23 protein-coding genes are annotated in these 20,491 nt (G+C 42.1%); 11 read left to right on the forward strand and 12 right to left on the reverse strand.

What is annotated here, in order from left to right:
- Window positions 1–80: 80 nt before the first annotated feature.
- A complete protein-coding gene (locus HWQ43_RS15060; RefSeq protein ID WP_292735015.1) occupies window positions 81–2,345 on the reverse strand; it encodes a cation:proton antiporter in 2,265 nt (754 codons plus the stop codon).
- A 172-nt stretch (window positions 2,346–2,517) separates the two neighbouring features.
- A complete protein-coding gene (locus HWQ43_RS15065) occupies window positions 2,518–3,336 on the reverse strand; it encodes a methyltransferase domain-containing protein (RefSeq protein WP_292735018.1) in 819 nt (272 codons plus the stop codon).
- Between the two features lie 6 nt (window positions 3,337–3,342).
- Between HWQ43_RS15065 and HWQ43_RS15070 the strand changes: the two genes are divergently transcribed.
- Complete coding sequence (locus tag HWQ43_RS15070; protein WP_292735021.1) at window positions 3,343–4,104, forward strand: class I SAM-dependent methyltransferase; 762 nt, start codon at window positions 3,343–3,345, stop codon at window positions 4,102–4,104.
- 76 nt (window positions 4,105–4,180) lie between these two features.
- Window positions 4,181–4,861: a Uma2 family endonuclease gene (locus tag HWQ43_RS15075; RefSeq protein WP_292735024.1), complete on the forward strand. Its 681-nt coding sequence runs from the start codon at window positions 4,181–4,183 to the stop codon at window positions 4,859–4,861.
- A gap of 92 nt (window positions 4,862–4,953) precedes the next feature.
- Here the strand turns inward: HWQ43_RS15075 and HWQ43_RS15080 are convergent, their stop codons facing one another.
- Both HWQ43_RS15080 and HWQ43_RS15085 read right to left on the reverse strand, forming a co-directional pair.
- Entirely contained in the window at window positions 4,954–5,250 is a 297-nt protein-coding gene (locus HWQ43_RS15080) for a hypothetical protein (RefSeq protein WP_292735027.1), read from the reverse strand.
- A 22-nt stretch (window positions 5,251–5,272) separates the two neighbouring features.
- Window positions 5,273–5,740 (reverse strand): VOC family protein, encoded by a 468-nt coding sequence (locus HWQ43_RS15085; protein WP_292735030.1) that lies wholly within the window; start codon window positions 5,738–5,740, stop codon window positions 5,273–5,275.
- Window positions 5,741–5,815: 75 nt separating this feature from the next.
- On the opposite strand from HWQ43_RS15085, the gene HWQ43_RS15090 reads away from it, so the two are divergent.
- The 3 genes from HWQ43_RS15090 (at window position 5,816) to HWQ43_RS15100 (ending at window position 7,275) form a co-directional block, all read left to right on the forward strand.
- The gene (locus HWQ43_RS15090) at window positions 5,816–6,289 is read left to right on the forward strand and encodes a DUF4385 domain-containing protein (RefSeq protein ID WP_292735033.1); all 474 of its coding nucleotides are present in this window, start codon (window positions 5,816–5,818) and stop codon (window positions 6,287–6,289) included.
- 381 nt (window positions 6,290–6,670) lie between these two features.
- A complete protein-coding gene (locus tag HWQ43_RS15095; RefSeq protein WP_292735037.1) occupies window positions 6,671–6,922 on the forward strand; it encodes a DUF433 domain-containing protein in 252 nt (83 codons plus the stop codon).
- Window positions 6,919–7,275, forward strand: a complete 357-nt coding sequence (locus tag HWQ43_RS15100) for a DUF5615 family PIN-like protein (RefSeq protein ID WP_292735040.1) — start codon at window positions 6,919–6,921, stop codon at window positions 7,273–7,275. Before HWQ43_RS15095 ends, HWQ43_RS15100 begins: the two co-directional genes overlap by 4 nt.
- On the opposite strand, the gene HWQ43_RS15105 is transcribed toward HWQ43_RS15100, so the two are convergent.
- The 5 genes from HWQ43_RS15105 to HWQ43_RS15125 form a co-directional block, all read right to left on the reverse strand.
- Window positions 7,260–7,718: a hypothetical protein gene (locus tag HWQ43_RS15105; protein WP_292735043.1), complete on the reverse strand. Its 459-nt coding sequence runs from the start codon at window positions 7,716–7,718 to the stop codon at window positions 7,260–7,262. The two genes, HWQ43_RS15100 and HWQ43_RS15105, sit on opposite strands and share 16 nt — an antisense overlap.
- Window positions 7,719–7,804: 86 nt before the next feature.
- Complete coding sequence (locus HWQ43_RS15110; protein ID WP_292735046.1) at window positions 7,805–8,134, reverse strand: hypothetical protein; 330 nt, start codon at window positions 8,132–8,134, stop codon at window positions 7,805–7,807.
- 58 nt (window positions 8,135–8,192) lie between these two features.
- Window positions 8,193–9,212 (reverse strand): aldo/keto reductase, encoded by a 1,020-nt coding sequence (locus HWQ43_RS15115; RefSeq protein ID WP_292735049.1) that lies wholly within the window; start codon window positions 9,210–9,212, stop codon window positions 8,193–8,195.
- Window positions 9,213–9,309: 97 nt separating this feature from the next.
- Complete coding sequence (petJ, locus tag HWQ43_RS15120) at window positions 9,310–9,645, reverse strand: cytochrome c6 PetJ (protein WP_292735052.1); 336 nt, start codon at window positions 9,643–9,645, stop codon at window positions 9,310–9,312.
- A gap of 55 nt (window positions 9,646–9,700) precedes the next feature.
- The gene (locus HWQ43_RS15125; protein WP_292735055.1) at window positions 9,701–9,925 is read right to left on the reverse strand and encodes a hypothetical protein; all 225 of its coding nucleotides are present in this window, start codon (window positions 9,923–9,925) and stop codon (window positions 9,701–9,703) included.
- 191 nt (window positions 9,926–10,116) lie between these two features.
- Here HWQ43_RS15125 and HWQ43_RS15130 point away from each other — a divergent pair, with 191 nt between their 5' ends.
- Window positions 10,117–10,917, forward strand: a complete 801-nt coding sequence (locus HWQ43_RS15130; protein ID WP_292735058.1) for a histidine kinase — start codon at window positions 10,117–10,119, stop codon at window positions 10,915–10,917.
- A 156-nt stretch (window positions 10,918–11,073) separates the two neighbouring features.
- Here HWQ43_RS15130 and HWQ43_RS15135 read toward each other — a convergent pair whose 3' ends face one another.
- Both HWQ43_RS15135 and HWQ43_RS15140 read right to left on the reverse strand, forming a co-directional pair.
- Entirely contained in the window at window positions 11,074–12,099 is a 1,026-nt protein-coding gene (locus tag HWQ43_RS15135) for a GGDEF domain-containing protein (protein WP_292735061.1), read from the reverse strand.
- Between the two features lie 963 nt (window positions 12,100–13,062).
- Entirely contained in the window at window positions 13,063–13,263 is a 201-nt protein-coding gene (locus HWQ43_RS15140; RefSeq protein ID WP_292735065.1) for a heavy-metal-associated domain-containing protein, read from the reverse strand.
- A gap of 258 nt (window positions 13,264–13,521) precedes the next feature.
- On the opposite strand from HWQ43_RS15140, the gene alaS reads away from it, so the two are divergent.
- Window positions 13,522–16,164: an alanine--tRNA ligase gene (gene alaS / locus HWQ43_RS15145; RefSeq protein WP_292735069.1), complete on the forward strand. Its 2,643-nt coding sequence runs from the start codon at window positions 13,522–13,524 to the stop codon at window positions 16,162–16,164.
- Between the two features lie 75 nt (window positions 16,165–16,239).
- Here the strand turns inward: alaS and HWQ43_RS15150 are convergent, their stop codons facing one another.
- Window positions 16,240–16,419 carry a hypothetical protein gene (locus HWQ43_RS15150; RefSeq protein ID WP_292735072.1) on the reverse strand — a complete coding sequence of 60 codons (180 nt, stop codon included), beginning with the start codon at window positions 16,417–16,419 and terminating at the stop codon, window positions 16,240–16,242.
- A 139-nt stretch (window positions 16,420–16,558) separates the two neighbouring features.
- On the opposite strand from HWQ43_RS15150, the gene trpB reads away from it, so the two are divergent.
- From trpB to HWQ43_RS15170, 4 genes are all read left to right on the forward strand, one after another.
- A complete protein-coding gene (gene trpB, locus HWQ43_RS15155) occupies window positions 16,559–17,794 on the forward strand; it encodes a tryptophan synthase subunit beta (RefSeq protein ID WP_292735075.1) in 1,236 nt (411 codons plus the stop codon).
- 28 nt (window positions 17,795–17,822) lie between these two features.
- Window positions 17,823–18,983, forward strand: a complete 1,161-nt coding sequence (locus HWQ43_RS15160; RefSeq protein ID WP_292735078.1) for a class I SAM-dependent methyltransferase — start codon at window positions 17,823–17,825, stop codon at window positions 18,981–18,983.
- A gap of 99 nt (window positions 18,984–19,082) precedes the next feature.
- Window positions 19,083–19,364, forward strand: a complete 282-nt coding sequence (locus tag HWQ43_RS15165; RefSeq protein WP_292735081.1) for a hypothetical protein — start codon at window positions 19,083–19,085, stop codon at window positions 19,362–19,364.
- A 433-nt stretch (window positions 19,365–19,797) separates the two neighbouring features.
- Window positions 19,798–20,328, forward strand: coding sequence for a CAP domain-containing protein (locus HWQ43_RS15170; RefSeq protein WP_292735084.1), 531 nt, complete (start codon window positions 19,798–19,800; stop codon window positions 20,326–20,328).
- Window positions 20,329–20,491: the final 163 nt, after the last annotated feature.

The following is a 20,491-nucleotide window of genomic DNA, read 5'->3' on the forward strand; positions in this document are numbered from 1 at the left end:
TGATTGCTCAAAACTTTAAAGCAACTGGGTTTATACTCAGAATTCAGCACTCATCACTCATCACTCAGCACTCATCACTCTTATGGCGCAGTAATTACTGCTACTGGGCAATGGGCTTTACTCAGAATTGCATCGACTCTATGACCGAAGAAAACGCGACCTGTAACCATGCGGATATTACTCCCTAGAATAATTAGGTCAACCTCCTGAGTTTTGGCAAACTTGAGGATTTCCCTTTCCGGGCTGGTTCCTTGAAGAATATAGGTTTTGACATCAGCACCCAGATTGCGGCCAATGGCTGCTTGCTGTTCAAGCATATCGTGAGCAATTTCCTTCACTGGAGCTAGCGATCGCTGTTCGTAAAGAATATACTCAACCTGTGGCAAATTAATCACGTTAACGATCATCACTAATGCCCCGGTTTGAGCTGCGATCGTACTTGCCATTTCTACGGCATTTTTACTATATTCTGTCCCCACCGTTGGCACCAAAATCTTTTTCAGCTGTTGTTGAGGAATTTTGCATATCTCGTCTTTCGGTTGGGGTAGATGCGACTTCACCACCATCGTTGCACAAGGCGCTTCTTGGACAACCCGATCGACAAGCAAATTAAACAATGCTTTCTGGGGGCGGATCTGTTCCGAAGCTCCCAGTACAATCAAGTCATAGTTTTTGTTTGCTTCATTCAAAATTACCTCCGCTTTATTACGCCCCGACTCCGTTTTTGTTTGCAAGGTGGTATCAGCAGGTAGCTGCATTTCCTCAGTGACAGCAGCTAGAGCTTGCTCGGCAGCAGTATCTTTAACCTGGGTTGCCTCCATCCGGCGTGCTTTGCTTTGAGGTTGCTTATCACTCAGGGCATATAGAGATGTAACTTCTATTGAGTTTTGGCGAGCCATGTAACCGACTAGTTGCGCCGCCAATTGGATGTTGGGTCCACCACTAGTAGGTATTAAGATACGGTGAATCTGCTTAATAAAGCTGCGGCTATCCTGTTCTTCTTGTTCCAAACGTCGAGCTTCCTCTTCACCCATAACCACTTTTGATAAAGTCCAGCGCAGCAGGGGTGGAGCCATTAGGGAAGTGACGATCGCTACCATGACAATAATCGAATACATCTGGGGATTCAGCACTCCCAAAGATAAACCAATGGTGGCAACGACGATTTCCATCGCCCCGCGAGCATTCATCCCGGAACCCATCGCCAAACCTTCCCAATGACTCAAGCCACCCGCACGAGAACCAAGGTAAGCACCTGTAAATTTACCAACACAAGCAACAGCGAGAACAATCAAGCCAAATATCAACGTTTGAGGGACTAACAGAGCTAGCAAATTAACTTTCAAGCCGGCTGAAGCAAAGAAAATTGGCGCTAGAAAGGCTGCTGTGAAGACTTCTAGCATGTGTCCAGCTTCATTGCTAAAGCGGCGGGATTGGCCTGCTAGAATCCCCATTACAAAAGCACCTAATGCCGCTTCTAGACCTAATCCGTGGGTAAGTGCTGCTGCCGAGAGCGCAAGAATCAGCACAACCGACATACTAGCGGCGATGCCGCCAACGTAGTCATCAACCCAGCGCAAAATCTGGTCTACAATGGTACGCCCAATTGTAAAGGCGATCGCTAAAAATAATATGGCCGCGCTTACAGAGTGGAAAATTGTCCCCAGGTCAAATTTGCCACTACTAGCTAAACCTGAAACCACAGAAAGTAAAATCCAGCCGATGGTGTCGTCAGTCATCCCAGCAGCTAAGGTAACTTGACCAATGTCACGGCGAATCAGGTTTAAGTCCATCAGCACCTTTGCAATTACTGGGACTGCCGAAATACTCATTGCTGTGGCGATAAACAGACTAAATACCAATCGCTTTTCTGGGTCGGCTAAAAAACTATCTGGTAATAGCCAGCCCAGCCCAAATCCAGTGATAAAGGGGATAATAATTCCGCCCAGTGAAATCAAAAGAGCCGTTTTACCCTTACGAAGAATCAGCTTGAGATCCGTCTCCAACCCAGTCACAATCAGCAAAAATAACACACCTAACCAAGAAATCACCGAAAGTAAATTAGACTGTTCTTGACTTTTGGGAAAGATGTGCGCCTGTAAGTCTGGAAGGAGCAAACCAAATAGAGAAGGGCCAAGCAGCACACCCGCCAGTAATTCTCCAACAACAGGCGGTAGGTTAATTCGGCGCATCAACTCACCTAATCCCCGCGCTACGAAAAGCAACAGTGACAGTTGTACTAGCACCAACAGCAGTTCATGATGACCGAGAGGTTTAATTACACCGTCACCTACTACTTTCTGTGCAGCGAGTACAGGCACTAATATCAGGGACAGGTTTTGCATATAAGCGTCCAAAGGTTGGATTACAAATTTTTTAAGAGGCTGTTTAAGTAAATCCTGAAAATATTTACTTCCACATCGGTCTAGAAGCTTAAACTGTGATTGTCATTATTAACCGCAAGATTATCATGCGCGATCGCCCGAAGCTGTCAGTTCAGGAACAAAGCTCATCAACTTATTTTCGAGCGCGAACAAAGAACTTTGTAGTGTCTATCCAAAGACCTCGATCGGTTGCTAGTTTCTCAATTTCTGCTTTGTACTCAACTTGCAATTGATTTAATTGTTCTGGTGATAATTTTGACAACAGAGGATTGCCTTTAAAATTTATATTAATTACTGTCATTGATAATCTGTTATCACTAAGAGGGTGATAACGTCCTGATGGTTCAATCTTAATTTCGATATCTCTAAAACCTGCCTGATTAAGCAATTTCCGACATTTTTCTGGAGTTCCCAGTGGTTCAAGGATATGTGGTAGCGATACACCCAAAACTCTAGCGCAGATCCTCTGCTGAAGAGATGCCATAATAGCAGTTTCGGGAGGACAGGTAAATGCCACATACCCTCCTGTTTTCAAGTAGCCGTACCACTTTTGCAAAGTAGCAAGGATATCAGGAAAAAGTACAATTGCCTCACAGCAAAAGACAACATCAAAACTACTATCACTAAAGTTGAAATATTCTGCATCTGCCTCAATCAACTCGATATTTTGTAATCTTGCTGCTGCAATCTTAAGTCTTGCTTGATGCAACATTCCAGGGGTCATATCAATCCCAATAACAGAGCCATCTGAACCAACTTTTTCAGCTGCGGGTATCGCAACTAAACCTGTTCCAGTCGCCACATCAAGGATTTTCTGTCCCGAATGTAGTGGAACAAATTCAAGTAGAAGCTTGGCTTCTAGAGGATGGCGAGTGTCTTTCTCATGGTCATAAGTCGTTCTACTACCATAAAATTCTTTTAGTTGCTGCTTATAACTATCTTGATCAGTCATAACCAAATGTCAAATTTTCTCCACTTTATAGTAACTCTTGTTGCGATCTTGAGTTGTTCGCTGCTGAACCCAACCCTGACAGCACAAGCCGCGTCTTCATCTACCACTGTTTACAAACAACGGATAATCCACAGTCCAGATGGTATTGGCAAATACTACATGGGGCGCGAAATCGCCCAAGTTATGGGATACACTGGCGCTGGCTGGCTAGAACGTCCCAGCCGAGAGGGAGAGGAACAGCCAAGTAAGGTAGTCAGCCTCCTCAATCTGAAACCTAATGATGTGGTGGCGGATATTGGCGCTGGTACAGGTTACTTAAGCTTTCGTATCGCGCCGTTATTAACAGCAGGTAAGGTGTTGGCTGTAGATGTTCAGCCTGAAATGTTGGAAATTATTGAGTTATTCAAAAAAGAGAAAAATATCACCAATGTTGAGCCGATTTTAGCCACTTTTACTGACCCCAACTTACCATCTGAAAGTATCGATTTGGCGTTGATGGTAGATGCTTATCATGAACTTGAGTATCCTCAAGAAGTAATGCAAGGAATTGTGAAAGCACTTAAACCAGGTGGTCGGGTGGTGCTGGTTGAGTATCGGGGTGAAAATCCCTTTATTATGATTAAAGGTCTGCACAAGATGACTCAAAAGCAAGTCCGTAAAGAAATGCAAGCTGTTGGTTTGGTTTGGCGGGAAACTAAAAACTTGTTACCTCAACAGCATTTAATGGTATTTGAGAAACTTGATTCTAGCGATTTATTAACAAAATGAGGCTTGGGTAGTATTTCCGTAGAAGAATATGTACCAAGCCATAATAAAGTAAGACTCTTTGCCAGAGCAGAAAATCATGGTCAACCTATCACTCAAGCAACGAATTCCTCCTTTAGAGAATGGCGATCGCCTCACTCGCTACGAATTTGAACGACGCTATCAGGCAATGTCCCATCATCAAAAGGCAGAATTAATTGAAGGAGTTGTATATTTGGCATCCCCATTACGCTTTGAAAGTCATGCTGAACCACATGGTCATCTAATAGGTTGGCTGGGAGTTTATGAAGCATTAACTCCTAGTGTGAAATTGGGAATTAAGCCAACAGTCCGATTAGATCGAGACAATGAACCGCAACCTGATGGAGTGCTATTAATCACACCAGCATCTCAAGGACAATCTCGTTTGAGCGATGATGATTATATAGAAGGTGCGCCAGAACTGGTAATAGAGATAGCAGCTAGCAGTGTTGCTATTGATTTACATGACAAGAAAAAAGTTTATGGTCGGAATGGGGTAAAAGAATATATTGTTTGGCAAATATTTGAAAACAAATTAGATTGGCTTCGCCTGCAACAAGGAGAATATATATCCTTAGAAGTAGACGAAGATGGAATTATCAAAAGTCAAGTTTTTCCTGGTTTGTGGTTATCAATGAGCGATTTACTTGCTGGCAATATGCAGCAAGTATTGGCTGTGTTGCAGTTGGGATTAAATTCGCCAGAACATCAAAGATTTGTGCAGCAGTTGTCTAGTTAGAATTCAGGAGTCAGAATGGGCTACGCCCCGCTGCGCTAACAGGAGTCAGAATAGTTAAAGAATCTGGAAAAGATTTGATGACTATTTTGGCATCAGTCTATTTTTTGGGGAATAAGACTGGCGCTTTTGGTTACACTATCCCAAACAATCCAGTTAAAAGAATTATCTAAATCATCAGGGCTGTTTGAAACTTTAAAATATAGCTTTTCTTCACGTTTTCTTTCAATGGCAAAGTCGGCATTTTGAGCATAAGCGACTATAAAACCTTTGTCTCGCAAACAATACATCGCCCAGGCTTTCAATGATTGCTTGTATGGTTCGTGTGGAATTGGCGGTTTTGCGATCGTGTCTTCAATTACTTTAAATATTTCCGTGGTTTTAGCGGCCATAGTTTTACTGACAAATAATTATTTAATGGACATCTGGATCGCAACGAATTTCAATCATAAAGCCATCTGGATCGTAAAAATACACTCCTCTACCAGTAGGACGAGTGACTGGGCCATGTGCGATCGCTATTTTATTTTCCCCGATCACTGTCACCGCGCGATCGAATAACTGCGGATCGATATCAAAGGCTAGATGGTACGCTCTGGTGAAGGTCTTTTCTGGGTCTGGATTTGGTGGTGATAATTCTGGTTCCCCAAATAAATCCAGGATTGTACCATCGGGGGTGATGAAGTTGGCTACTTTCCCAGATGCGACAAGTTCCACCAAAGTTGCGGGTACTTCGTCGCCTGTGAGTTCGTGCAAACCCAGGATTGTGCCATAAAAGTAGCGGGAAGCTTGCATATCCTTAACGTTGAGGGCAATGTGATGCACTTTACGCAGATTTCCTGGCGCAAGGACACTGTTCATGGATTGGGTGCTAGATAGCATAATCAAATAAATCTCAATACTTAGATAGAAGTTGAACTTTTTTTTAAAGTTTACTATTCCTAATAAAAATCTATCATGGCTTTTGATTATTCTTTAGACTTTAAAATTATTGATTTTCGCCAACATGCTGAACTCTATCGTGTTGGGAAGGGTGAGCAGGGTGTACTTTTGGTTGAACCATACAAATCAGAAATCCTTCCCTACTGGCGATTCAAAACTCCTGAGATTGCTAGAGAGTCGAGTGAAAAAATCTATGAGATGTTTCTTGATTATTTAGATAAAGATGATTTTGTCGGCGCAGATATGGCACGAAAGTTTATCCAAATGGGCTATACTCGCTCTCGCCGTTATGCTAATCATAAAAGCGGCAGGAAGTATAAACAAAATTCAGAAGATTCAGGTTCCAAAAAAGAGATTCTTCCCTATGAAGTAGATCCAGTTAAAGCGGAATCGGCAGCAATATTTAAAGCCAAGTGGGTACAAGCAAAGACAAATGAGAAATATCAAGAGCTTTTAGCCAAGCATAAGCAGATGTACGAAGTAGACTAGCTGTCTGTCAAGTTGAAGTTATTTTTGTGAGAATCTCCGTGTTGCTCTTGAAGACTCTTGAAGACTTGTGAATGAGCCTTTGAACTCCTTTAATGAGTTTTTGAACTCCTTTAATGAGCCTTTGATCTCCTTTAACGAGTATTTGAACTCCTTTAATGAGTATTTGAACTCCTTTAATGAGTATTTGAACTCCTTTAATGAGTATTTGATACTCGTGAACGTGTTATTGTTGCCAATTAATTTTAGATTAACGCGATCGCATTTCCCCACTTAGCAATCCAATAATAATCATAGTTGCCTAAGCGATCGCATTTCCCCTTCACCAAGCCAACAAAAATCATACTGTGCAACAATAGCTGTAGCTTAGTGGGAGTACAAACTATGGACTGGAAACAGTACATTCATTCAGACCCCAAAATTCTGCTGAGTAAGCCGACTGTGAATGTGAAAGGAACTCGTTTATCTGTAGAGTTCTTATTGGGTTTGTTTGCTGCGGGATGGACAGAACAACAAGTGCTAGAAAATTATCCTACTTTCACCTCAGAAGCACTAAGAGCGGTGTTCGCTTTTACAGCAGAGTGTATGCGTGAAGAATCTTTGTACACTCTACCGCTTTTGTCTAAGGCGGGATGATGCGGTTTCTAGCAAATGAAAACTTTCCTCTGATGAGCGTTAGATATTTGCGCTCTGCTGGTTACGATGTAGCCTATAGAAGTGAAGACGCGCCAGGTGCAGAAGATTCTGAGGTTCTGACGCGTGCAGTTCGTGAGGGGCGAATCATTCTGACATTTGACCGAGATTATGGCGAATTAATTTACCGCCTGCGGATGCCATCACCAGTTGGTGTTGTTTATTTTCGTTATTTTCCTGCTACACCAGAGGAGCCAGCTGAAGACTTGCTACGTCTGCTGAGTATTGAAAGTATATCTTTAGAAGGCAGTTTTACTGTTGTAGAACGTACACAGCTACGTCAGCGCCCACGTTGATTGAGTCGGGGGAGGAAATAATCTGGATCATCTGTTTTCGTTGTTTGGTTAGACTCCTTGTACCAAACTTGATGGATTTTCCTCACCGCTTGCTGTCGCGTTGCTTGCCATTCTTCCTGACTCAACACTGGTTCTAACAACGGTTCTAAAATTGTCGTCACCCGATAATTAGCTGGCTGGTTGGCGTGAGTGGTAGCCGACTCGACTAGGCTAAGGCTGGTTAGCTTGCCTAAAATTGCCAATTCCCCGGCGGTAGAAATTGCCCTGACAATATCCTCCATCACAGGCAGATGAAACACACTCAACCGTGCAAGAAACTTTTGTTCTTCAGGTTCCAAGGTATCCAGCAGAGTTTGTGCCAAGATATTTTCGCGGAATTTCTGCTCAGTCGCCTCCAGCCGATTCAGTAATTCATCCGTCGCTAATCTCGGCTGCTGAATCACCTTCAATAGCCACTTCAGCAAGCGGGGATTACCATCAGCAATGTGAATAATTCGCTGAGTTCTTAACTGCTGTCTAACTTCTTTATCTAATGTGCCAATCCCAACGCCACCCGTTCTGTTTCTGGGTTCAACCCCTGTGCTTCGCTGGTTTCAATCAAATCTAGAAGAATTGTTTGCTCATCCGCCTCATCCAGCGCCCTTCTCAGCCATCCTTCTTTACCATCCAGCCATTGATAAAGTTGCTGTCCCAACTGGGTGAGATAAGGTAAATGATCTCTTTGTTGAGCATAGTAATTTTGCTCACACAAATCAATGAGTGCTGCCAACTCCGTTTTATCCAGGCGACGTGAGCCATAATCACAGCGCAGTTCAAAAGTTTGCTGTTGACTGAGGGCGAAGGTAAAGTTTAGGGGCATGGTTTCCAAGGGTAGATTGCACAATAACCTTCACCGTATTATCACCTTTTTCCCGAAATTATCGCCGATATTCGTCGCCGCAATCGCCGATAAGCTGGTACAAATCGCGTGATTGGCGAGATACTGCATTGATGCGATCGCGATCGTCTTCATCTAAACTAAAACTAAATACTTTGGCGTTATCTTCTATATGTTCAGATACACCAAGTCTGGCACCAACTATCACACCGCCCACAGTTGGCCGATCTAAAATGTAACGCACTGCCACGTTGGAAATGCTTACCCTATGCTTATTAGCAATTTCCTTCAGGATAGCCAGCAATTCTTGAAATAATTGCCAACCACCCCAAGCATCGATCATATTTTTATATTTTTTCAAACTAGCAGTGGATAGATCAAATCCTCTTGGTTCCGGTTTACCCAAATAGTTTTCTGATAACAAACCGCCGCACAGTGTACCGTAAGTAAAAAGCTTTATGTCATGCTGCTGACAAAACTCCACCATATTAACTTCAGGGCGGCGGTCAACCAGAGAAAATTGTACTTGATTAGAAACAATTTTGATGCCTGCTTCAGTAATAATCTTTAAGTTTTCCGTGTCAAAATTAGTTAAACCTAGATGCTTAATTTTACCCTCAACCTGAAGTTCTGCCATATATTTGAGGGCATCCAGATAATTTTTATCCTGATATTCCCACCAATGAAATTGCATCAAATCTAACGATTGCACATTCATCCTTCTCAGGGAAATATCAATATTTTCTTCGACGAGTTTCTTCGTCATTTTGCCTGGACGAGGTACCCATTTTGTAAAAGCTTGCACCTGAGATAAAGCATCTTTACCACGAGTATCAATTAGTTGGCAACGAAACTCACCAATAAAGTCTTCCGCAGGGCCATAATGATCTGCTAAATCCCAAGTGGTAAAGCCAGCATCTAAATATTTGAACATAGTCTCAATAGCGGCTTGGGGATTGATCTGTCCGTGTGCGCCGGAGACTTGCCACATCCCATTTAATATGCGGCAGATGTTCAAATCGGGAGTAAATTGGAGACGACTAGCTGCGGGTAAGTTCATTTTCAATTTATGAGTGAAAAGTTAGGAATGGGAAGACTTAACAATTACTAATAGATAAATCATAACTGATAATTCATAATTCCCAACTCCTAACTTTTTAACGCCAGCCTTTTTCAGCTTGTTCGAGAACGTAAGCAGTAACGTCTTGAATTTGCTGTTCACTGAGGCGTTCTTTGTAGGCTGACATATTATTTTTACCATTGGTAACTATAGATGTAACTGCCTCTATTGAATCCATACCATACTTTTTCAGGGCTTGCTTTTTGAGATTTTTACCACGCCTAATTATGTTGCTGCCATTGATATGACAACCAGCACAATGAACACTAAATATTTGTTCACCGTTAACTGTGTCTGTTGCACTAGCAGGCAAAGTAAAAGTACTGATTAATAACAAAAACGTTACTAATACTAATTTAAGTAGTTTTTTCAATTAACTTCTCCAGATTTGGACATACTAATTGTAGGCATAAGTATCAGAACCAATACTAGAGTGATTCAAAGTCAGTTGTAAATCCGGCAAAACTTGCACAATCTTCTTGAAAAGACTCTGCATCACTAACATCCTCAATTTTATAAGACATAATGCGCGTACCATCTGGCATTTTTTTGGAACCAATCAATTCACCTTGATATTTCTCTGCGATCACTTTAAAATCAACACCATAGAGTTTCCAGGCATCACCCGAACAAGTAATATTTACTCGCCACATATTTCACTCCTGATTACTACCACTAAATATTCATCATCTCACAAATGGGCAACATGCTACACATCACCTCTTTAGGGCTAGAATTTTCTATCTAAAGGAAGTACCGAGCCAGATATGGCTACGCCATAATGTGGATGTAGGAACATTTCTAGAAAATTTTATCCAAATTAGTTAAACCCCAAGAGTTGAAAATGCCTAACAATATCAAGCAACAAATTCAAGCCGACTTGCAACAAGCTAAAGAAACTGGACAACTAAGAACTGATCGGATTCGAGAAATTGTAAAATCCGCAGTTTCTCAAGTAGCTTCGGAGTTTAAACAAGGTTCTAGTGAAGTTCGTGGCATTGTGAAAGATGCAGTTTCTGCTGTAATTGAAAACTTCCAAGAAAAAGGTGGCGAACTCAAAGATGAAGTGACAGCTTCCATTGAAGGAGCGCTGGAAGGCATTAATAGCAAAAGACACGAAAGCATTGCTCAAACTCAAACAGATATAAAAAGGCTACAAGCTCAACTGGATGGTGAAGAAGAACAACTCCAACAAGAGGTTGATGTAATTTTGGCAGAAATTGAAGAGACGGGTAAGGAAAAACCTGCGAGTACCAAAACTGCAATTGATTCTGCTGTCAATGCGATTAAAGATAGTGAAGAAGTAGGATTGTTAAAGAAACGTTACGCTCAACTGCAAGCGCAGCTAGCCATTGTCCGAGCTAATATGGCTGCACGCTATGGCGGACGTAATATGGAGGTTCAAGATTATCTAGATGAGGCTAAACACTGGTACGATAAGGCTCGTCCTCAAGCAGAATCTATGGCTGTACAGGTAGGAGAGAAGCGATCGCAGTTAGAAGATAAACTGGGTGAAGCTGGTACATCTCTAGCCAGAAAAGAGCGTCAAATCAAACAAACATTGAGAGAGTTACTCTTAACGGCGGCTGACTTATTCAAAGATAAGGAACCTGCTACCAAAGAGCGGGAGACTATTCATAAATAGGCTAGACTGCTTTTCACAAAAAGCTTGATACATATAGAATTTTAGTAGGGACACGACATTGCCGTGTCCCTACTAACATAGTGCAAACTCAAGTATCCAAATAAATTGGTAATCTGAGCCGTTCATGATTCAATGTCTGATTAGACTCTCTCCACTTCACGAAGAAACAGCTTTCAAATGTGAGCCATGATGAGATAAGTAGTTGGAGTTAATCACCCGATTACGCCCAGAAGTTTTAGCCTGTAACAAACATTGATCGGCACGATATAGCAGACTCTCTCCTTTCTCATCATCCTCAGCTTGCAGAGAGGCTGTACCCAAACTAATGGTGACATTAATTGTCAGTTTATTGTTGAGTGCAAATGGTTCGTCGCTGACTACGCGATTGAGACGACGGGCTACTAATAGTGCTTCATCATCAGTAGTGTTAGCTAGAAGAATTACAAATTCTTCACCACCATAGCGGAATGCTGTATCTTGACAGCGCAGATTGTGGCGCAGACGCTGACATAATATTTGCAAGATGCGATCGCCTACTAAATGTCCATGAGTATCGTTAACTTTTTTGAAATGATCTACATCCAGAATAATCAAACTCAAGGAAGTTTTTTGAGTCCTAGCTCTTTGAATTTGCCTGGATAAGTCCCATTCTAAAGCACGACGATTATTTAATTCTGTCAACGAATCGGCTAAGGCGATCGCAGATAACATATCATTTGTGCGAATCAAATCTCGGTATTTTTGTGCTTTCCGCAAGCCAACTGTCAATTGAGCAAGTATTAGTCCATGATTGGCTGTCAACTCTGCCAAGCTATAATCTGTTTTTTCTTCAATCAGATGCCAAATATATGCATCGGCTCCTTGCTTTAAGGCCGCAGCACTCATCTCTAATTCCCTATGCCAACCCTTATTTTTATCAGCCATCTGCTGGGAACGATCCTCGAAAAGAATACAGTATATCCACGATAGTTTTGTCTGATCTTTCAACCAACCGCAGAGTTCCATACTGCCATCTAGGCTAGCCTGCACCAGGATTATATCGGGGGGTGTTGTTTTAATCCAGGATACTGCTTGATTCAAATTGTCTATAACTTCTACACTAAAAGCAGTCGTATAACGGATCTGATCTGGAAGTGTGGTGATAAAGTTATTTTTTCCAAAGATCAGAATAGAAATATTCATTGCTTTACTTTTAATCCTATTTAAATTTTAAATAAATTAACTTGAGTAACTACTGCTATTGTCATCTAATACTAAATATAATGTTTTAGGATAAGTTATATTTTTTGATATATTGTTTTTTTGAAAGTCGATTATACAGCGAACTTCCAAGTCAAACCTCCTTTTAAGACTTTATATTTACTACTACAGCGTCTGAAATATTGATTTCTAACAACTAATGTCTTCTTTACAGTTTATTTTTAAAACAGTAAAAATACTGAATATTATTTAGATATATAAAAACTATTGCTGGAGTTTCTTAAGTACGATTTTCCTGATAGAATGACCGTAATCAACACTTTTTAATAACCATTGCATCAGATAAATCAATTTATTCCTAAGTAGAAAAATAAAGAAAATATAAATTTTTTTCATTTGATTATCAAATTCAAATTGTTATTGTGTAATTCAAAATTTAACTTCCCATAAAGTATAAAAGCCTTTTTGTTTGCAGAGTAGGCTTTTAGAAAATGTAGATAAAATATTTAAATCGTAAATACAATATACAACAAAACTACATTGTACTATATGCAGCAACTCTTTAGAGCTAGCATAGCCTACAAATCAAGACAGAAATTGTCAAGGTAAAATTTATAATTTAAGTGAGAATAATCCCAAGTCAAACAATACGTTAGCAGGAGAAATAAAATATTTATGCCTACCCTTTCTCTGTGTTTGTCTATTTCCTTAATTCACATCTTTTTTTTATTTGCGGCAACATCATAAAGCTGGAAAACAAAGCTAAATAAAAACTTGATGTCAAAACCTGCCCCTAATGGGGGTAAATAAAGATATTAAAATCTAAACTTACAGCAGAATTTAGAATTTAGGAGTAAAACACGCTTTATACCTGGGTAACAGACTTAGCTTGTGTACCTACCTCACCAACTTCAAATCTGCTGTATGTGAAAAGTTAGAATCTGATCAATAACCTTCTACAGCGTAACCAGCAGCAACAATTACCTGTTTGATTGATTCCTCAGAAGCTGCGGATTCAACAGTGACAGTTTTAGCGTTAACATCGACATCCACCTTGGCATCAGGTTCCATAACGTGGATAGATTCAGTAATTATATCTGCACATCCCTCACAAGAAATATTTGATACTTTCAGTTTTAGTGCCATTTGTTACCTCAGTATGGGAATTTTAAAGTATTTCTTAATGATTAATTTTAAGCATCGAGATGCGATGACGTATCCTACCAGAGTCAGGTTATGGTGTAAAAGCGTGTTAATCACTGCATTTTGCTCACCCACTGGCAGAATTCGCTGGCAGTAATATGAAACAAAATGCAAGAATATATAAAGCTATTTATGAAAATACACTTACCTAGTGCCGCTACGCCCAAGTCTAAAGTCTAGAGTCTAAAGTTAAAAACACCTATGTCTTCAAATCCCCAGTACCTAAGCGGTAACGAAATTCGCAACATATTTCTCGACTTCTTTGCCCAACGGGAACACCAAATTCTCCCAAGTGCCTCCCTCGTGCCAGAAGACCCAACCGTGCTGCTAACGATCGCGGGGATGCTACCATTTAAGCCAATATTCTTGGGGCAGCGCACACCAGAATTTAAACGGGCTACGACTTCGCAAAAGTGTATCCGCACCAACGACATCGAAAATGTCGGACGCACCAAACGGCATCACACCTTTTTTGAGATGCTGGGCAATTTTAGCTTTGGTGATTATTTTAAAGAACAAGCGATCGCTTGGGGTTGGGAAATATCCACCCAAGTCTTTGGCTTTTCCCCCCAAAATCTCGTCGTCAGCGTTTTTAAAGATGATGATGAAGCCTTTGGAATTTGGCGCGATCAAATTGGTGTGCCGGTAGCGAGAATTAAACGCTTGGGTGAAGATGATAACTTTTGGGTATCTGGCCCGACTGGCCCTTGTGGCCCTTGTTCCGAAATTTATTACGACTTCCACCCAGAACGCGGTGACGAAAATATCGATTTAGAAGACGATTCCCGGTTTATCGAGTTTTACAACCTCGTCTTCATGCAATATAACCGCGATGCTTCCGGGAATTTAACGCCGCTGCAAAACAAGAATATCGACACCGGCATGGGTTTGGATAGAATGGCGCAAATTCTCCAAAAAGTACCCAATAACTACGAAACTGACCTGATTTTTCCAATTATCCAAACAGCAGGACAAATTGCTGGTGTTGATTACCACAGCAGTGATGAAAAAACCAAAACTTCCCTAAAAGTCATTGGCGATCATATTCGTGCTGTTATCCACATGATTGCTGATGAAATTCGCGCTTCTAACGTGGGGCGGGGTTATGTGCTGCGGCGATTAATTCGGCGGGTAGTGCGTCATGGGCGATTAATTGGGATTTCTGGCGAATTTACTACCCAAGTTGCCGAAACTGCGATCGCTCTTTCGGAATCAGCTTACCCCAATGTGCGCCAACGAGAAGCAGCAATTAAAGCTGAGTTGCAACGGGAAGAATCGAATTTCCTCAGAACTCTAGATAGAGGCGAAAAACTCTTAGAAGAAATCATCCAAGAGGTGAAACAGCGAGGAGAAACTCAAATTAGCGGTGAAAGTGCATTTACCCTTTATGACACCTACGGATTTCCCCTCGAACTGACTCAAGAAGTTGCCGAGGAAAATAATCTGACAGTCGATGACGCGGGATTTGATGCCGAAATGCAAAAGCAGGTGGAACGTGCCAAAGCGGCACATGAAACCATCGATTTAACTGTACAAGGTTCCCTCGACAAACTAGCAGAACACATTAAAGTCACCGAATTTATCGGCTATACCCAACCTGCTGCAACTGCGAAAGTTGAAGCGATATTAGTAGAAGGTGTTTGCCAAGAGGAAGCAGAAGCGGGGACAGAGGTGCAAATTGTCCTTGACAAAACACCATTTTATGCTGAATCTGGGGGACAAATCGGCGATCGCGGTTATATCTCTGGTGATGGTATCGTTATTCGGGTAGAAGACGTGAAAAAAGAATCTGATTTCTTTGTTCACTTCGGACGCATCGAACGCGGTACACTGCGCGTAGGCGATAATGTTACAGCCCAAATTGATCCGGCTTGTCGGCGTCGCGCCCAAGCTAACCATACCGCAACGCACCTATTGCAAGCGGCATTAAAGAAAATTGTTGATGAGGGTATATCTCAAGCAGGTTCCCTGGTTTCCTTTGACAGGTTGCGCTTTGACTTCAACTGTCCCCGCGCTTTGACAGCAGAGGAAGTTCAGCAAGTTGAAGAACAGGTGAACAGTTGGATTGCTGAGGCTCATGCTGCCAAGGTGGAAGTATTACCTTTAGCAGAGGCGAAAGCTAGGGGTGCTGTTGCCATGTTCGGGGAAAAATATGGTGAAGAAGTGCGGGTAATTGACTTCCCTAGCGTATCAATGGAACTCTGCGGTGGAACCCATGTCAGCAATACTGCTGAAATTGGCGTGTTCAAGATTATCTCGGAAGCTGGCGTAGCTTCTGGGGTGCGGCGGATTGAAGCTGTTTCGGGGCCAGCAATATTAGATTATCTGAATCTGCGGGATAAAGTAGTTAAAGATTTGAGCGATCGCTTTAAAGTTAAACCCGAAGAATTACCAGACAGAATCACAAGTCTGCAAAGCGAACTGAGAAATAGTCAGAAGGAATTAGAAACCTTAAAGGTACAGCTAGCGATCGCTAAATCAGACAGCTTGCTACAAACAGCAGAAACCATAGGCGATCATAAAATTATTGTCGCCCAATTAGAAAATGTCGATCCAGAATCATTGAAAACCGCAGCCGAACGCTTGTTGCAAAAAATCGGTAACGGTGCAGTGGTACTGGGTTCTGTTCCAGAAGAAGGGAAAGTGAGTATAGTTGCAGCTTTTAGTTCAGAAGTGAACAAAAAAGGTTTGCAAGCTGGTAAATTTGTGGGTGCGATCGCTAAAATCTGCGGCGGCGGCGGCGGCGGAAGACCAAACCTAGCCCAAGCTGGCGGACGCGATGCAAGTAAATTACCAGATGCATTGGCACAAGCGGAAAGTGATTTAAAGTCCGCTTTGGGTTAATCTCTTCCTAACTTTTCGCGTCATCTGGAAAAGAAGAGGGCGAAACCTAATCCCATTCCCGACGCGGGAAGAAAACTACAGTGTACTCACAAGTTTCTTGACCTGCAATGACATTGTTTCGGCTGACAATGCGATTGTTTTGACTGACAATGCCATTGTTTTGACTGACAATGCCATTGTTTCGACTGACAATGCGATTGTTTTGACTGACAATGCCATTGTTTCGGCTGACAATGCCATTACTCTCGTTCCCATCTTCTGCATGAGAATAAGAAAAGCTTTACCAAGCTAAGTTTTTGGGACTATTATTCTCCCATTCCCAATTCTCCATTCCCCAGATATGCCCCAGACTTTTCTATAATAATTAAGTCATTCCCGTCATCAAAAACAGCCTGTGACTACCACTCCCCTATCTCCAAATTCAACTGCTCAGGTTCCAGATACGCTAGGCCGCTTCGGACGCTTTGGCGGTAAGTATGTACCTGAAACGCTCATGCCTGCCTTAGCTGAATTAGAAACAGCTTATCAGCAATACCGCAATGACCCTGGTTTTCAAGCAGAACTACAGCAGTTGTTACGAGACTATGTAGGACGTGCGACACCATTGTATTTTGCTGAACGCCTGACTGCTCATTATGCCCGACCCGATCGCACCGGGCCACAAATTTACTTAAAACGTGAAGATTTAAATCACACTGGCGCTCATAAAATCAATAATGCCCTTGGTCAGGTATTGTTGGCGAAACGTATGGGTAAGCAGCGGATTATTGCTGAAACCGGTGCCGGACAACATGGAGTTGCTACAGCCACAGTTTGCGCTCGTTTTGGGCTGGAATGCATAATTTACATGGGTGTTCAGGACATGGAACGCCAAGCTTTGAATGTTTTTAGAATGCGGCTGATGGGGGCAGAAGTGCGGCCAGTGGAGGCGGGAACCGGAACTTTGAAGGATGCTACTTCCGAAGCCATCCGAGATTGGGTAACAAATGTGGAAACTACTCACTACATCCTGGGTTCGGTAGCAGGGCCCCATCCTTACCCAATGATGGTACGTGATTTCCATGCAGTAATCGGCGAAGAAACCCGCGCCCAAACAATGGAAAAGTGGGGTGGATTACCTGATATTCTCTTGGCTTGTGTCGGTGGTGGTTCCAATGCGATGGGGCTATTCTATGAGTTTATGAATGAGTCTTCCATACGCTTCATTGGAATTGAGGCAGCCGGCGAAGGTGTCAATACCGAAAAACACGCAGCTACCTTGACAAAAGGGAGCATTGGTGTATTGCATGGAGCCATGAGCTACCTACTGCAAGATGAAGATGGACAAATCATTGAGGCACACTCAATTAGTGCGGGGTTAGATTATCCCGGCGTGGGCCCAGAACATAGCTATTTAAAAGATACTGGTCGCGCTGAATACTATAGTGTGACGGATGCTGAGGCTTTGGCGGCATTCCAGCGATTATCGAAATTGGAGGGGATTATCCCAGCATTGGAAACAGCCCATGCGATCGCTTATCTCGAAACCCTCTGTCCCCAGCTAACTGGCAGTCCTCGGATTGTAATTAACTGCTCTGGACGTGGTGACAAAGATGTACAAACGGTAGCCAAGTTGTTATATCCAGCGTAAATATAGCTCAAATTTCTGGGAGGAAGCAATGATGGCTCAACAATTCCAACACGCTATGCTACCGCAACCCACTCACGACGAGTTGGCACGCCAAAACTTTGTGCAAACTATGAAAATGCACATTTTCAAGAATGTCACTCCTGGTAATAAAGAAATTTATGAAAAACTAGCCAAGCCGAAGTTTGAACAAGAACATCAGCGCCCTCCCCAGAATCGTTATGAAATTCGGGAAGTAATGCAGCACGAACCCTATTACCGCTGGACTAGTGCCCTGAAGCGCATTAACCAGGAAATGTTATGGGATGCTGTAAATGCCAACGTTGACAGACAACTACCAGAATTGATTGAGCGTGCCAAAGATAAGGGTGGTGAACTGGGTACTTTAACCCTAGATCCAAATTTTCAAATACCTAATTATCAAAAGGCTGTAGACATTCACTGTATGCCCGGAGGATATCACAGTGAATTCACTGCTGATGATGTCGCAGCCGGTGCAACCTACGATCGCGGCGCTTACGTTTATGGACTCGGTTGGTTAGGGCCGCTCAACGATGATATGGGGCTATCTATAGTCCAAAACTACCTTTTAGCAGAGTTTCCCAACTTTCGACCGAGAAAAATCCTTGATATGGGATGTTCTATTGGCAATAGCACATTACCTTATGTAGATGGTTTCCCTGATGCAGAAGTCCATGCCATCGATATAGGTGCATCTATGCTGCGTTACGCTCATGCAAGAGCCGAAGCCTTGGGAAAACGGGTACACTTCTCTCAGCAAAATGCCGAACATACTAACTTCCCTGATGAATCATTTGATTTAGTGGTTTCTCATATTTTGCTGCATGAAATTCCCCCGCCATCTGTGCGTAAAGTTATGCAAGAGTCTTATCGTCTACTGGCTCCTGGTGGCATGATGATCCATGTAGAAGCACCCTTGTATCGTCACATGGATGTTTATACACAGTTTATTTATGATTGGGAAACCGCTAACAACAATGAACCTTTCTGGAGTGCTGTACGTGATTTAGATTTGGTGCAGCTAGTTAGTGAGGCTGGTTTTGCAGCAGATAAGATATTTGAGAAATTTGTCGCGAATGGGGCATGGAAAGCAAAAGAAATTAATGGTATGTTTCAAAATCGTAACTCAGGCAGGCAAGGCACTTGGTTAGTAGTTGCTGCAACTAAGTAAGCAAAGAAAGTTTCGTAATTCGTAATTGAGAAAGTCAGATTTGATCTGGCTTTCCTCGTTTTGTATGTCTAGTCTTATTTTTGGAGAATTGGTATTAGGATGACAAAAATAGCCAAGGGTAAACGACCTGTTTACTTAGAAAATCCGCAAACTGATAAATTGCTAGCGATCGTTATGGCTTTGGCTGGTGAGGTGTCCGTGCTGCATGAGCGGCTAGACACCATTGAACGGTTGCTAGAGGTGAAAGGTCTTTTATCGGCTAGTGAGATTGAAGCTTACGAGCCTGATGTCAAAGTAACCAAGGAACGAGAACAGTGGCGTGCAGAATATATTGCACGGGTGTTACGCGTGGTACAGGAAGAGTTAGAACCCCTCAAATAAAGCTACCTGAAATCACGTAGAGATTTTACTGAAGAAATCCAGCCATTTTTATCCCACCTTCCGTACCCCCAAGTGTCACAAACGGTTTTTACTTATTTCTTGAGATAAAAAAGCTATTTAATATACTTAAGTACAGTATAATAGCTTAATTTATGAAGATTAGCAAGCATAATTTGGAACTGATAAATTGGAAATAATCTAGTAATTACACTATGTGACAGTCTAAATGCAGAATCTGGGATAAAAATAATCATACTAATGGTAGAAGACAAATATAAATTAAACAGTGATATTTTTGTGTTAAATCGTGCATTTAAACGTTTACTAGTAGTTTTTGAACAAAAAAGCCTACAAATAGAGCTATATAGACCTATAAGCAATTTGTCACATTGATATTAGTTGGTTAGATTGTCTAAAAGTTTACTGCCAACAAATGATCAAGCAAATAGTTTACAACGTTATTTTGGGCACTATTGCTCTCGGTAGTGCAGCGATCGCTACTTCTGCAACAAATCCAGCTTGTACGCCAGCACCTTCCAATGTATCCAATAATACTAATCAAGTTGCAGCATCTAGTATGGACACTGCTGCTCTAGAACAGTCGATTTTTAACCAAATCAATAACTACAGAGTTTCCCAAGGGCTACCAGCGCTGACTCGCAATTCTGCCATCGACAATCAAGTGAGGCTTCACAGTAAGAACATGGCTAATGGTACAGTTCCCTTTGGACATAATGGATTTTCAGAACGTCTCAATGCAACCGGTGTTTCTTATAGAGGAGCTGCTGAAAATGTCGCTTACAACCAGGGATATGGCGATTCTGCCACAGTAGCTGTTCAAGGCTGGCTCAAAAGTCCAGGGCATCTTGCCAATATCAGAGGTAATTATAATTTGACGGGGATTGGTGTCGCCAAAAACAGCCAAGGCGTAATCTACTTCACACAAATGTTTATTCGCTCATAGGTTTGACGCGATGTGCAACTTAATATTCTGACCTCACTTCCATTCCTTTCTGTTGCAAAGAGAGAAAGGCGAAAGGCTTTGAATTCTAAGAACCTATCCCACTAATACCGAAATATGGTAATCTACTTCTCGTATGAGAGGGGTGTATCTGTGTATGGCTGGG

This window comes from Nostoc sp. JL31, from assembly GCF_017114965.1.
Taxonomy (GTDB): domain Bacteria; phylum Cyanobacteriota; class Cyanobacteriia; order Cyanobacteriales; family Nostocaceae; genus Nostoc; species Nostoc punctiforme_A.

Bases quoted from the DNA above. Each gene is read 5' to 3' on its own strand.
- HWQ43_RS15150 (WP_292735072.1), bottom strand. From the start codon at position 16,419: ATGGGAACGAGAGTAATGGCATTGTCAGCCGAAACAATGGCATTGTCA.
- alaS (WP_292735069.1), top strand. From the start codon at position 13,522: ATGTCTTCAAATCCCCAGTACCTAAGCGGTAACGAAATTCGCAACATA.
- HWQ43_RS15065 (WP_292735018.1), bottom strand. From the start codon at position 3,336: ATGACTGATCAAGATAGTTATAAGCAGCAACTAAAAGAATTTTATGGT.
- HWQ43_RS15140 (WP_292735065.1), bottom strand. From the start codon at position 13,263: ATGGCACTAAAACTGAAAGTATCAAATATTTCTTGTGAGGGATGTGCA.
- HWQ43_RS15110 (WP_292735046.1), bottom strand. From the start codon at position 8,134: ATGCCCCTAAACTTTACCTTCGCCCTCAGTCAACAGCAAACTTTTGAA.
- HWQ43_RS15100 (WP_292735040.1), top strand. From the start codon at position 6,919: ATGATGCGGTTTCTAGCAAATGAAAACTTTCCTCTGATGAGCGTTAGA.
- HWQ43_RS15165 (WP_292735081.1), top strand. From the start codon at position 19,083: ATGACAAAAATAGCCAAGGGTAAACGACCTGTTTACTTAGAAAATCCG.
- HWQ43_RS15130 (WP_292735058.1), top strand. From the start codon at position 10,117: ATGCCTAACAATATCAAGCAACAAATTCAAGCCGACTTGCAACAAGCT.
- HWQ43_RS15090 (WP_292735033.1), top strand. From the start codon at position 5,816: ATGGCTTTTGATTATTCTTTAGACTTTAAAATTATTGATTTTCGCCAA.
- HWQ43_RS15070 (WP_292735021.1), top strand. From the start codon at position 3,343: ATGTCAAATTTTCTCCACTTTATAGTAACTCTTGTTGCGATCTTGAGT.
- HWQ43_RS15135 (WP_292735061.1), bottom strand. From the start codon at position 12,099: ATGAATATTTCTATTCTGATCTTTGGAAAAAATAACTTTATCACCACA.
- HWQ43_RS15085 (WP_292735030.1), bottom strand. From the start codon at position 5,740: ATGCTATCTAGCACCCAATCCATGAACAGTGTCCTTGCGCCAGGAAAT.
- HWQ43_RS15160 (WP_292735078.1), top strand. From the start codon at position 17,823: ATGATGGCTCAACAATTCCAACACGCTATGCTACCGCAACCCACTCAC.
- HWQ43_RS15060 (WP_292735015.1), bottom strand. From the start codon at position 2,345: ATGCAAAACCTGTCCCTGATATTAGTGCCTGTACTCGCTGCACAGAAA.
- HWQ43_RS15125 (WP_292735055.1), bottom strand. From the start codon at position 9,925: ATGTGGCGAGTAAATATTACTTGTTCGGGTGATGCCTGGAAACTCTAT.
- HWQ43_RS15080 (WP_292735027.1), bottom strand. From the start codon at position 5,250: ATGGCCGCTAAAACCACGGAAATATTTAAAGTAATTGAAGACACGATC.
- HWQ43_RS15115 (WP_292735049.1), bottom strand. From the start codon at position 9,212: ATGAACTTACCCGCAGCTAGTCGTCTCCAATTTACTCCCGATTTGAAC.
- HWQ43_RS15075 (WP_292735024.1), top strand. From the start codon at position 4,181: ATGGTCAACCTATCACTCAAGCAACGAATTCCTCCTTTAGAGAATGGC.
- HWQ43_RS15095 (WP_292735037.1), top strand. From the start codon at position 6,671: ATGGACTGGAAACAGTACATTCATTCAGACCCCAAAATTCTGCTGAGT.
- HWQ43_RS15170 (WP_292735084.1), top strand. From the start codon at position 19,798: ATGATCAAGCAAATAGTTTACAACGTTATTTTGGGCACTATTGCTCTC.